The following is a 12038-nucleotide window of genomic DNA, read 5'->3' as shown; positions in this document are numbered from 1 at the left end:
GATGAGCGTGAAATTACTTTAATTCCTTCTGATAACCATCAAACAAACAAGCCTCATTATTCATGGTATGAATCACCGGAAGATTGTCTTGATGATCTGGCATCTACCATGGCTCGACAAGACCCTAAATTTGACAAGGATTGCTGGGGTCCCCATCGCAAAAAAGTTAATAAACATGATCGCGATATAGAAGGTTGTAAGGAGTTGCAATCAGCATTTTTATTGCCCAATGGAGATTTTTTCATGACAGGGAAAGGGAAAAAAGTTCCTAAGCCGCTCAAATCGCCAAAAGGTTTTGGACGTTTTAAATGTAACGAAATCGTTACAAAAAACTTTTTTGCTACCTAATTTCAAGGTAACTGGTTTTCTGTGCTTTTGTAAGTAAAGAGTCCTTCAAAAACGATATGCCAAACTTCCTAACCCAAATCAAGGAACTCGATGCCTGCACCGCGCAACTTGAATCTGACTCAATCGAACCAAGGCGATTGCACAGGCAGAAAGTCCACACTGTTGCAAAAGCCCAAAAGCAATAGAATAGCGAACGTTTTTTTGATTTCAAAAGTCCACCCTAGTTGCATTTAGTAAAATTATGGTAGCCCATAGACTAGACGAAGCCTGTGTTTTGACCGAACATATCCGAACTCGACTTGACGTAGAAACCCATAATAAGGTTTTGGCAGAAGCCAAGCGCCAACGAATAAGCAAAACTGCTTTAGCAAGGAATGCCATTCGAGAATATCTCAAAACTACAAAACCCTCAGTAGCATAGGCTTTTAAGGGTTTTGTAGTTCGATGTTTTGGTCATCAAAAACCAATAGTTAATTTCTCAAGGCTATTGAGCGCTGCCCAAAGCTTGGCGGCAAAAGCAGCACTCCAGCCCCTACCAACAAACAATCTCAATACCCTAAATGCCAAAAGCATCCTGCTTGTAACAGGATGACGAGGCGAGGGCTTGAGTGTACCTACCACAAGGAGATGTGGCTTATGTACCCACTACTAAGAAACAGTAGCTATGTATAGATTACCAATTTCACCTAGAAATAGGGTAGACCTTACCAAAAATATTTCGCTACATCTGTCAGCGCAGCCGGAGGAAAGTCCTGAAATTTACTCCGCGTTGCCTTCACATCTAGACAAGTTAATCGATTTGCCCTGGAATCCCGACCATAGCAGGCAGATTGATTGGTGGTTGTGGTACATCCAGCAAGAGTTTGAGTTGGTTGGGGGTGAGTATTAATGCTTACCCTAAGACATAAAAACGAGTTACGTAATAGCTGCATTGACCCAGACATCGCCCGGTTAAACTTCCAAAGCATTAAGAGTTCAGCCATTTATGGCTACCTTTGCTACTCAGAAAAGCTAGAACGTACTAATACTGGTCGGCTGGCTTCAAAGTATTTAGACCGATACGCTAATTCTGAAGCTGGGGCTTTGTATTGTTCTGGTCTTGATCCCTTAAACAACTGGCAGCCGATGGCGTGGGGGAGTTTGAAGCCTGACAGTCCTAAAGAAGATTATCGGAAGCCAGGGAAATTCATCAAATATGAACACCCTCCCCAGGTTGAGACACGGGCATTCTTTCTCCAAGTATCTCTTTCACAAAGCTGGCGGATTGCTAAAAAACAAAAAGGGGATTTTTATGAAGCGTGGTTTCAAAGGTTTTGGAAAAGCGCCCTCATCTTCATCAAACAGGAATATGAGGACTGCGTTGAAGGCGCTCAAACAAGTGGATCTACAAACAGAGCGGAATCGAGCGACTCCAGAAGCGTTAGAGCGCTTTACGAAGCTTGTGAACGAGGGGAATATTCAGAAGTTGATCGATTACTTCAAGCAGTATGGGATCGACCCGGAAATCACTCGACTGAATCTGAATGTATTGATAGCCGAGGAATTAAAAGACTTGGCTACTTAGACGACGGCAAAGGCTTTTGGGAATCGGTTCTTAACGACAATACTGTCTCCATAACTATTGCTGAGGGGGCAAAAAAAGCAGCCTGTTTGCTTTCTGCCGGATGCACTGCGATCGCCCTACCTGGAATTTATGGCGGCTACCGCAGCAAAGATGCCCAAGGCAACAAAATCGCCCCTCACCTAATCCCAGATTTAAAAGTAATCGCTCAGAAAAAGCGACCCATTTACATCTGCTTTGACCATGACCTCAAAGAGCAGACTATCCGCAATGTCAATATTGCCACCAGCCAACTAGGGCGGCTATTTAAAGCATTTGGATGTGACGTTAGAGTAATCAGTCTCCCTGGTCCAGAAAAAGGCGTAGATGACTTTATCCTGGCGAGGGGAGTTGATGAATTTTGGCAAATCTATAGTTCTGCCCTGCCTTTGTCGGCGTGTCAGACCAGCCCGTTTAACCAACTAAGCTACGAACCTAATATTGTCATCTCGACCAAGTATTTAGGAAACGTCGATATCCCCGATGATGCCAAGCTAGGTGTGATTAAAGCGCCCAAGGGTAGCGGGAAGACTGAGGCGATCTCTCTGTTGTGTCAGCAAGCCTACGAGAACGGGCAGCCTGTAATTGTGCTGACTTATAGAGAGCAGTTAGGTCGAGAACTGGCGCGACGGTTTAAATTGCCCTACAAAACTGAACTTGGCGCTACACCAGAGGGAAAGCTTTACGGGTTTGCCTTGTGTGTCGATTCTTGTCACCCCCAAAGTGAAGTTGGGTTTATTGGGGATAGTTGGGGCGATGCTCTAGTTATAATCGACGAATGTGAATCGGTAGTGTGGCACACGCTCAACAGTGCTACTTGTACAAAAAACCGTCTTCCTATCTTAAAAGAAATTCAAGCATTACTCACTGGAGCGTTAAGTAGTGATTCTTTGGGTCGGGTTGTCCTTGCCGATGCGGATATGTCTGACTTAAGTATTGATTTTGTTAAGGGCATAGCAGGGCAGCCAGACTTACAACCTTACGTAATTTTGGGCAATTACAAAAGCGAAACAGGCACTTCTGTTTTCAGCTATCCAACTTCTGTGGACTTGTACGCCAGTTTAAGCAAGAGGATAAATGAAGGTGGCAAGCATATTATCTTCAGTGAAGGGCAAAGGGTCACAAGTAAGTGGGGGACTCAAAATTTAGAGAAGATGTTAAGCGAACAGTTTCCTCATGTGCGAATTTTAAGGATTGATAAAGAAACAATCGCAGATCCCAACCACCCTGCCTATAGGTGCATTGACAATCTAAACGAAGTTTTATCTCAATGGGATGTAATCATCTCTAGTCCTGTGCTTGAGAGCGGCGTTTCTATCGACCTCGATAATCACTTTGCGGGAGCGTGGGACTTTTCTTCTGGACTTATTTCGACCAATAATGTACGTCAAAGACTTGGACGAGTCAGAGACACTAAAGTCCCCCGCCATGTCTGTATGCCTGAGCGAGGTTTGCCTTTCAGTTTTATCGGCAATGGGGCTACATCTCCCGCCGCCTTGCGTGATGGGGAACTGAAGAAGTTTAAAGCTAACTCTAATTCCTTACTCAATGCTGGAGTTACTGTCGATGAGTCCGGCAGCGTCAAAATGAATCCAACCGCACTAGAAACTTTTCTAAAGATGGCTAGTCGCGTCAATGCTGGCTTTCATAATTACCGAGGGACTATTTTGGCGGATCTAGAAGCAGAAGGCTGTAAAGTCTCACGGCTAGAGTCTCAACTCGATCTAGAAACAAAAGAAGATTTGTCTGAATCCATCACAGAATCTAGGGACGAATTGACAGAGGAGGAAGCAAAGAGGGTAGTGGAAGTAGACCCCCCTTGGTCTGAAGTTGAATACGAAAATCTCAAGTCTCAAAAGACCAAAACCCCAGAACAACGCCGTTCCCAAGTCAATTACGAAATCAAACAGCGTTATCTAACCCAACCAACTGTAGATATTACTCTCAAAGACTGGGATGGCTGGCATCCACATCTACAGCTACACTACTACCTAACTGTTGGCAATCAATATTTAAGTGACCGCGATGAGAAACGGTTTAAAAGTATCGCTCTTGATGGGCGTTCGTGGATTCCTGATACTAACCGTGTCTTGTTATCGAATAAGGTCAAGGCGTTAAAAGCTTTAGGGGTAGATAAGCTTCTTGTCTCCGGCATTGATTGGACTTCTGACAGTCCCGAAATACAGCAGATTGCAACTACTGCCCTAGCCTGTGCCAGGGATCTTAAGCTTTATCTGGGAGTAATGATAACTCCAAAAAGTCAATCTATGGCGATCGTGCAAAATATTCTCAATCAGACACTAGGGTTTAGGCTTAAACGACCACCAAGGGGAGAACCCCAGTTTATTGAAAAAGGAATTGACAGCGAGGGCAAGCGACAAAGAGTTAGGATTTATAACTTTGTCCCTCCCAGCGACCGGGGAGAAGTTTTCGACCGTTGGCTGCTACGAGATGCTGAAGCTACTAAACAAAAAACTGTAACAAGCTCTGAACAAATGGATCACCAAACGCCTATAGATATATTAAAGGGTTTAAGCGATCCATCTTTAAGTGATCCATCGACTAGAAATGTAACAAGCTCTAAACAAATGGATCACCAAACGCCTATAGATATATTAAAGGGTTTAAGCGATCCATCTTTAAGTGATCCATCGACTAGAAAATTACAAACACCCCAATTAACTCAAGGCGTTACTGTCACAAAAGTAGAGCAGGTAAAACTGGCAATTCAAGGAAAGCTTCGGCTACTTTTGGACGCTGGGCAGAAGATAAACCAAGCTGCGATCGCCCAAATCGCGGGAGTAAGCCAAGGGTACATTTCCCGGTTCAAAAAATTACTACTTTTTCTACTAGAGGACTCTTATAGCCAAAGTAATAATTTTCCTGACCCTCCCCCAGACGTTAATGAAATGCAGTGGATGGGTCAGGAATACTTGCCAATCCTTGCCGAATCGCCAAAGCGCGAACTGCTTGAGGAGGCTTTGTCGGCCTTTGAGAGCTATGGGTCTAATGTCTGGCGACAGGTCTGGAATGCTACGCCAGCCACAGCACAAATAAGAATACTCCAAACGCTGATGTTAATTCTCACACCAGGGGAATTGCGCTCAATCATCGCCTCTGGAGGAATATGTTGATTCTTAACCTTTGGCTTGACGGTCGAGTATTACCGAAGGCACGACCCCGCGTAAGCAACGGTCATGCTTACTTGCCTGATGCCTACAGAAAGTGGAAACACGATGCAGTCTTAGAACTGCTATGCCAGTTGGGTAGTCGAGACAGCTTCCCAATAGCAGCCCCAGTTGCCGTCGAAATCGCCTTAACGGGTTCTTCCCATCGCGGCGACCTAGATAACCTAGCGGGGGCAGTTTTGGATGCTCTAGTTGAAGCTTCTGTACTAACAAACGACAGATTAAGCTGCGTCCCTAAGTTAGTGGTAACTCATACCACTAACGGCAAGTGTGGCGCAACTATTGCGATCAGTGAACTTATACTTACGGAGCTAAAATCATGAACTCAAACGACAAATTAGCAGAATTAATGACAGCAGCTACAACGTTAGCCGAGCAAAAAGTTGACGGGCATTTAACAATTTTAAAATTCACTACTGGGTGGAAGGTAGCTCTTAGCACTCCTAATCTTGACACTAGGGGCGCTGGTAGAGAAGAAGTTGCAATGTTACCAGCCTTTAAAACCCTGGAGGAGGCGCTGGAATATTTACTACAAGAGCAGATTAACTTTCAAGATTTTGATTTTTGGAGCGACCCCAACTGGCAGGCTTATGAGTTTTTGGATCGCAGAACAAAGCATTGAAGAGATAGGTGGTAGGATTAACCTCTAAAAGTTCTTTGCTGTGGAATATGTATGGGTTACTCTCCAATTATTAGTGAACTAGAAAGGCTTTTAGAAACCTGGCTAGTTGAAGGTTCAATAAATGAAGATACTTACAAAAAACTTATGGGAGATGCCAGCCGGATTTTTGAATCAATGCTCGTTGCTCTCCCAGAAGAAACAATTTTAGCTTTGGTAAAAATGCGGTTTAAAACAGATCATTCTGTTGTTCTAAAGCAACTCAAAAATATTGCTGACAGTCGAGAACGTCCAACAAATGAGTAAAAAATATAACTACTTCTATAGCAATTCACCTGTGTAAATTGTATAGTACAAATATACTAAATTAATGGCTGATGAGATGGGGGTTGACTTTTTAAAAGCAGTTCAGCAAGGAAAAATTGAGTTCGAGGCTCCGTAGTATGGTTAGTTCAGCATGGCATTTCCTCCCGGAACGAACGGACGAGCAATGCAAAGTTCTTTGGGAAAGTGGAGAACAGAAACTTCCAGGGCTAACAAAATCCGCAGCAATCATAGCGGACATGGCAGAGGACGATGAAAAGCACCTGGGCGCGGTGGAGTTTTATTATCGTGCTGGCGAAATGACCTTAGAGCTTAATGAAAAGCTCAGTCAAATCAAGTCCGGTAACTTGAGCAGTATTGAGGAAACTTTTTTAGTGCAAGCCGAAGTCCTCCATGCAGCCTTTTTAAAGTGGTTGCAAGTAGCGAATTCCCAGACCCACTCAGTAGAAATAGAGCGCTACACAAATATGGCTTTAAGGTTTCAAAAGCAGTGTCAGCGCACCCTTGGAGTTTTGGCAGAAATGAAAAATCCTCGGCGTACTACTACGTTTATCAAAAACCAACAAAACGTTCTGAGCATGGAACCAGTAAAGCATCAAAACCAACTAGAGCCATCGTTGTATGCCGAGAATCTGGACAGAATTACAGCGTCAGCGCCAATCGGAGTTAATTCGTCAGCAGCGTCCCTGGACGCATAGCACGGGTCCAAAAACACCAGATGGGAAAGCTAAAGTTTCCCAAAATAGGTTAGTACACGGCTTTCGGTCGAAGCCAGTGCGCCAGTTAATCTCCCGACTGGCAGCAATGGAAAGAGAAGTGAAGGGCTATCTTTCAGTTTGAATGCTCATGTCAGAGGAAAATTTATAGAAAAATTCCTACCTAAATTTGGCATGAATTTTCAGCTTTTGCATACTTCTCGGCTCAATACCTATAGTCTCGATACATCCGTGCTAGGCTCTCAAGAGCAGAAGCGATTGCCTCAAATTCAGTATCCCCATAGCCAATGCTCCTAAAACTAGGTCCGTCTAGAAAACCACTGGCATTTACTTGAGCGACCCAGCGCCCGGTTTCCTGGGGTAGCGTAGTGACATTTAACAATTGGGGGACAGCTGTACAGTGCCAAATTAAATGACATTGAGACAAATTCGTGTCGTTAAGTAAAGTCGCTCTAACGCCGGATTGTAGAGAGTTTGCTTAACAACCTATCATCAGCTGCAAAGGATTGTTAAACGTGGTTCCAAGGGAAAAACCAGTAGAGCTAAACTTAGCTGCTTTAACGACACTAATTTGTCTCCACGACAATTAAAAAGTTACTGTACATCTATCAACCGACATAAAGAATCAGTAAGTAAATTTGAAGAAGCGATCGCAGGCAAGATTGGGTAGAGAAGCCCTGGATTGCTGTGGGGGTAGGGAACCCTGTTCTTATTGGCTGTAGTTGCGAGAGCATCACGAAGAAATCGCCGCAGAAAATTGTTTACATTTTGTGGACATTCTTAGATGGGTTTTTTTGTAAGAACCCTCGGAAAGGGGGATTAGAAAAAAAAGAGGTTTGGTATTACATCCTTGAAATTCCTCCCAGCAACGCTTTTCACTTGCAAAATATGTATCAAAAACTCTACTTTTTGAGGCTCACCTATATTGTGTATCGAATCAGTGTCTCAAAAAGCGATTCTTAAATGCTTTAAGGAGCAGTGATACTCTCCCAAACGCATAGCTTTCATTGGTTATGCGCTAATGCAAGAGTAAAGCCCCCCCCTAGAACAAACTAGATCAAAATCCTTAATCACCTTTTTCGAGGGTTTATACAAATAACCCCATATTAAAAGCTTTAAGCGAAAGACAGCGCTTTTTGAGAAGGCGCTGTCTTTCATTGACCGCACAAACATACTTCAAGATAGTATTTCTTTCAACACGCATGATGGCTGAACTTTTTCAATTGCCGCCAATACCTCCTTGCCTTTTTTAAGCTCGTTGGCATAGAAACGAGCTGCCGTTTTTAATCCTTTCTCAACACCAACTATGATTGCCCGATTAATTGCTTTAATATCAGGCTCAAATTGAGTTCGATACTGTTTGAGGCGTACCTGCTCTGTATTGACAAAAACTGGTTGCATAGCTAGTACTATTTCACCTAAGATGACATCCTCGAAAAATTCAAAAGGCGGACAGACTAAGCAAGGACCTGGATCGATTGGTATCGGAAATGGATCAACTGGTATCCTAGGCACGTAGTCAAGAATGAACTCTGTCACTAAGCAGGGTGAAAGTAATTTTTTCAAGATTTCACTGAAGCTTTTACCAACTTCCAAAACTGACCCCGCTACCGATAATTCCTGGGAAGCTTGATAAGTGTAAAAGCTATTCCATACTGCATTACGAAAGAATTTATAGCTCGATTCACTGTTCGCAAGCCACAGTCCGATATTACGGTAGTAGGCTTTAATTTTGGCGTAGTTGTTTGTGGTCACATCGTTAGCAATATCTCGCAAGTTGATGTTGAGTTCGTGATGCCAGGTGGAATCTACAACAACGCGACCAACACCTTCTTTTAGTCCATCGTAAACACCCACTAAACCAAAATTGCGTGCAGGTGTCGGACCTTTTTCGAACGAATATGGCGGTTCCGACAGGGTGTGTGCACGCGCAATAATTTTCGGCTTCGTTTGTGTTGCACCAGTCTGCGGGTATTCTAAACCTGAATAAACTGTTGCGTCTGCGGCGGTAAAGTTAAATGTGTTGTTTAAAACAACTTGACTATCTTCTATTACTTCCCCTTCGTGCTGGTGATCTGGGAGAACATCGATCGGACCGAGGCTACCCCCACACATGATAGGATGCGGCTCTTTTTCAATTTTGGAAAATCCAACGCGTTTTTCGTACTCAGGAATCCATTCAATTGGTTGCGGTGTTACATCAGTTTGATTTGCGTCTGGAATATTATTATCAGCAGGGTTACGTGGTCGATTTGTATCGAAGCGGTCGTAGCCAATAAAGGTCGGTGGATTATCAGCAATTAGCCATTTTCGCATAGTACTTACCCGCGGGATACGGTGGCACATACTAGCTCCGAGATGTGCGTGGTCGCCTGTAGCAAAAATACCGCCTTTACGTTCATTCATCCAGCGAGCAAGTTCGGCTAACTCTGCATCTGTAACGTAAAGTGCATTCGTGGTCACCTCTGCATCAGTGAAAGCACCATTACCCGGTTGAAGACCAAAACACCAAATTTGGTCGAATTCATTGATGATGAGATTACCATCTTGAATGCTATTGAACCGGAAACCGGTGTAGTGGGGAAAGCCAGCCTTTGAGTCGGGATCGGGAGTGAATGAAAAACTCCCCTCACGTGTCGCCTTCTTCACATCAAAATAAATGCTCGAAGAGAAGTTTTCTTCGAGTGCGGCAATCATCATGCTCAAGCCAAAATCTTCGTTATTGAATGTAATTTTATCAGTCACAATCAAAATTGAAATGCGCTGCTTGAGTAGCGGCAAGTATTTTTCGATATCTATGTAAGCTGGAATACGTTCGAGATCTCGTAACTGATTAAATTCAATCAACTCTCGAATTGATGGGCGCGATTTGGGCAAAAAATTCGTGATATCCATAAAAACATTCTCAATAGAATAGGTCTACAAACTGCAAAATCTAAAATTTTGGTTTGTAAGTAATCCTTCAGCGTCGCACTTCTCCTTTTTGCAAACGCAGTAGTTTTTGTAACAATTGTTGACAAGTTATTTTAGTGTTTCCTAGAAGATAAAATTAGGGATAACTTTACAAAAGTGATGAGTTGTTGCAGCAGTAAACAAAGTCCCACATTGCACCAAATATACATATTTTCATAACTAAATAATTTGCAATAAAACCTAGTCCGGGCAAAGCCTCTCTAGAAATAACTGCTGTACAGTGCCAAATTAAATGACATTGAGACAAATTCGTGTCGTTAAGTAAAGTCGCTCTAACGCCGGATTGTAGAGAGTTTGCTTAACAACCTATCATCAGCTGCAAAGGATTGTTAAACGTGGTTCCAAGGGAAAACCAGTAGAGCTAAACTTAGCTGCTTTAACGACACTAATTTGTCTCCACGACAATTAAAAAGTTACTGTACAGCTTTTATTGATACATGGGAGTGGAACAGCCTTGCTGAAGAAGGATTTACTGAAATTATAGATAATTATCAAGGTAAATTTCCTGCTCAAATTATTGATTTAATAGCAGGTTTATTAAAGGTATTAAGTAAGGGAAGCTTATTCGCTTATCTAATTAGTATCACACTCAGAATAGTGGAAATTCATCGGGTATTAAAATCTACAGGTAGCTTTTATCTTCATTGTGACCCAACATCCAGCCACTATTTGAAGCTAGTACTAGATGCAATTTTTTGTTCACAAAGCGGAGAATTTCAAAATGAAATTATTTGGCACTATTCTGGATGGAATGCTCGTCTGAAAAAATCTTTTAGCAGTCGCCACGATGTCATATTTTTTTATAGCAAATGCCCAGTCCAAAAGTTTAATTCTTACGCGCTAAATTGGGGGTCAGAAGACGAATATGCACGTTTAAGAAAACAGAAAGTTCAGATAGATTCTTATGGAAAAAAGTATGTTTTATCTGATGCAGGAAAAGGAAAGAGAATAAAGCGTTATTTAGAGGAAGCCATGTCTTATGGTCGTCCTATTGATGATGTTTGGGATATAGACAAGCTCAACAATTCATCAAAAGAACGTCTCGGTTATCCTACACAAAAACCTGAAGCTCTTTTAGAACGAATTATTGAAGCAAGTACTAATGAGGGGGACATCGTACTAGATGCTTACTGCGGTTGTGGAACTACAGTAGCTGTAGCTGAACGCTCAAATCATCAATGGATAGGGATTGATATTACTTATCAAAGTATTAGCCTTATTATTAAACGAGTTGAAAAAGCCTTTGGCAGTGACGTATCAAATCAAATTAAACTTAATGGAATTCCTAAAGATATTAAATCGGCTGTTGCACTGGCTACCCGTAACGATGACCGTACCCGCAAAGAATTTGAAAAATGGGCAATTCTTACCTATTCAAGGAACCGCGCTACCATTAACCAGAAAAAAGGGGCAGACAGGGGTATCGACGGCTTTGCTTATTTTTTGGAAGAAGGTCAAGGGCATAGGAAAATTGTTTTACAAGTTAAATCAGGCAATGTCTCATCGCGTGATATCCGTGACCTCTATGGCACAATGACCCGTGAAAATGCAGCTATGGCTATATTCATTACATTGAAAACCCCTACTTCTGAAACGATTAAGGAAGCAAATGCTTGCGGGTTCTATCAACATAAAGTTATGGGCAGAAACTATCCCTGTATTCAGATTGTCACTATTAAAGAGATTCTAGAAGATGGCAAGCGTCTTAATATTCCTTTGAGTCTTGAGGTTCTTAAGTCTGCTGAAAAACAAGGAAATAGCGAACAATTAAATATTTTCACGAATAATATAGACGAGATAAAAGTAAGTTGAAATTCTGTTATGGGTACTTAAGATTTAAGTGTAGCAACCCACAATACTAAATGCTCCAGACCACAATAATCGCTGTTTTGAGACCAGATTAACTGCAACTATAACTGCATTTGAGACCGAATTAAATCCAACTAAGACCAGATTAACTGCAACCAGACCACAATAATAGAGTTGAGACCAAATTAACTGCAACTAGAAAATGAGCAGAAACTTAAGGCAATAAAACGAGCGTTTTCTTTACTGAAAATTGACAAGTTGCTACGCAGCCGTAAATAGTCATTTCATAGGTTAAAGAACTCAGTAATTTTATCTACGGCAATATATGCGAAATTAGCAACGAGTTCATTGACTTCTCTGATATACCATTCCCTAGATATGAGTTAGAGACATGGTTTTAAGCAATAAACTTATAGTTGCAATTAATGTGGTCTCAGTTGGATGATTGTGGTCTGGTTGCA

At 42.2% G+C, this 12038-nt stretch carries 11 protein-coding genes; 9 read left to right on the top strand and 2 right to left on the bottom strand.

Annotation, left to right across the window (positions count from 1 at the left end; genetic code table 11):
• From AC2VE5_RS21125 to AC2VE5_RS21090, 8 genes are all read left to right on the top strand, one after another.
• Positions 1-348, top strand: a 348-nt coding sequence (locus tag AC2VE5_RS21125) for a hypothetical protein (protein ID WP_486889653.1), incomplete at its 5' end; no start/stop codon positions are given.
• 241 nt (positions 349-589) lie between these two features.
• Complete coding sequence (locus AC2VE5_RS21120) at positions 590-769, top strand: hypothetical protein (RefSeq protein WP_486889652.1); 180 nt, start codon at positions 590-592, stop codon at positions 767-769.
• 243 nt (positions 770-1012) lie between these two features.
• Entirely contained in the window at positions 1013-1237 is a 225-nt protein-coding gene (locus AC2VE5_RS21115; RefSeq protein ID WP_486889651.1) for a hypothetical protein, read from the top strand.
• The gene (locus AC2VE5_RS21110; protein WP_486889650.1) at positions 1237-5082 is read left to right on the top strand and encodes a plasmid replication protein, CyRepA1 family; all 3846 of its coding nucleotides are present in this window, start codon (positions 1237-1239) and stop codon (positions 5080-5082) included. The genes AC2VE5_RS21115 and AC2VE5_RS21110 overlap by 1 nt, the downstream gene beginning before the upstream one ends.
• Positions 5076-5459 (top strand): RusA family crossover junction endodeoxyribonuclease, encoded by a 384-nt coding sequence (locus tag AC2VE5_RS21105; protein WP_486889649.1) that lies wholly within the window; start codon positions 5076-5078, stop codon positions 5457-5459. Before AC2VE5_RS21110 ends, AC2VE5_RS21105 begins: the two co-directional genes overlap by 7 nt.
• Positions 5456-5758, top strand: coding sequence for a hypothetical protein (locus AC2VE5_RS21100; RefSeq protein ID WP_486889648.1), 303 nt, complete (start codon positions 5456-5458; stop codon positions 5756-5758). Before AC2VE5_RS21105 ends, AC2VE5_RS21100 begins: the two co-directional genes overlap by 4 nt.
• A gap of 51 nt (positions 5759-5809) precedes the next feature.
• Entirely contained in the window at positions 5810-6061 is a 252-nt protein-coding gene (locus tag AC2VE5_RS21095) for a hypothetical protein (protein WP_486889647.1), read from the top strand.
• A 137-nt stretch (positions 6062-6198) separates the two neighbouring features.
• Positions 6199-6777 (top strand): hypothetical protein, encoded by a 579-nt coding sequence (locus AC2VE5_RS21090; RefSeq protein ID WP_486889646.1) that lies wholly within the window; start codon positions 6199-6201, stop codon positions 6775-6777.
• A 223-nt stretch (positions 6778-7000) separates the two neighbouring features.
• On the opposite strand, the gene AC2VE5_RS21085 is transcribed toward AC2VE5_RS21090, so the two are convergent.
• Together AC2VE5_RS21085 and AC2VE5_RS21080 are read right to left on the bottom strand one after the other, a co-directional pair.
• Complete coding sequence (locus AC2VE5_RS21085; RefSeq protein WP_486889645.1) at positions 7001-7177, bottom strand: hypothetical protein; 177 nt, start codon at positions 7175-7177, stop codon at positions 7001-7003.
• Positions 7178-7971: 794 nt separating this feature from the next.
• Entirely contained in the window at positions 7972-9690 is a 1719-nt protein-coding gene (locus AC2VE5_RS21080) for a hypothetical protein (RefSeq protein ID WP_486889644.1), read from the bottom strand.
• A gap of 468 nt (positions 9691-10158) precedes the next feature.
• Here AC2VE5_RS21080 and AC2VE5_RS21075 point away from each other — a divergent pair, with 468 nt between their 5' ends.
• Entirely contained in the window at positions 10159-11580 is a 1422-nt protein-coding gene (locus tag AC2VE5_RS21075) for a DNA methyltransferase (RefSeq protein WP_486889643.1), read from the top strand.
• Positions 11581-12038 lie beyond the last annotated feature (458 nt).

This window comes from Aliterella sp. E5.1, from assembly GCF_057473825.1.
This window is presented reverse-complemented; position numbering and strand designations above follow the sequence as displayed.